General features: G+C 69.9%; 1 pseudogene. It reads right to left on the minus strand.

From position 1 onward, the window contains the following. Positions 1-324 (minus strand): annotated as a pseudogene (locus AC1DIX_RS28315) (hypothetical protein); the annotation flags it as partial. Positions 325-366 lie beyond the last annotated feature (42 nt).

The following is a 366-nucleotide window of genomic DNA, read 5'->3' on the forward strand; positions in this document are numbered from 1 at the left end:
GGCCTGAACGGCGAGCGCTGCAAGCGCGCCGTTCTGCGGCGTCGTTGCCGCGAAGGCAAGCTGCGTCGAGGGCGAGGCCGGGGTTGCGGGACGCGGCGTCGGGATCACCGACTGCATCGCGGTCATCTCTGGCGTCAGCGGAATTTCGGTGGCAACGCTGGCGCCGGCCACGGGCTGGAACGCCGCATCGGCAGGCGAAACGGCCATCGGCAGGACGGCTGTCTGTGCCGAAAGGGCGGGCGTTGCCTGTGGATTGGCGGAGGCAAATGCCATCGGGGTCTGCGGAGCGGAGCCGTCGGCAGCCGGAACGGCGGCCATCATCATCGCGTCTACACCCGGCTTCGGCGTCGGAACGACGGTCTGCAC

The organism is Massilia sp. 05N420 (genome assembly GCF_056397205.1).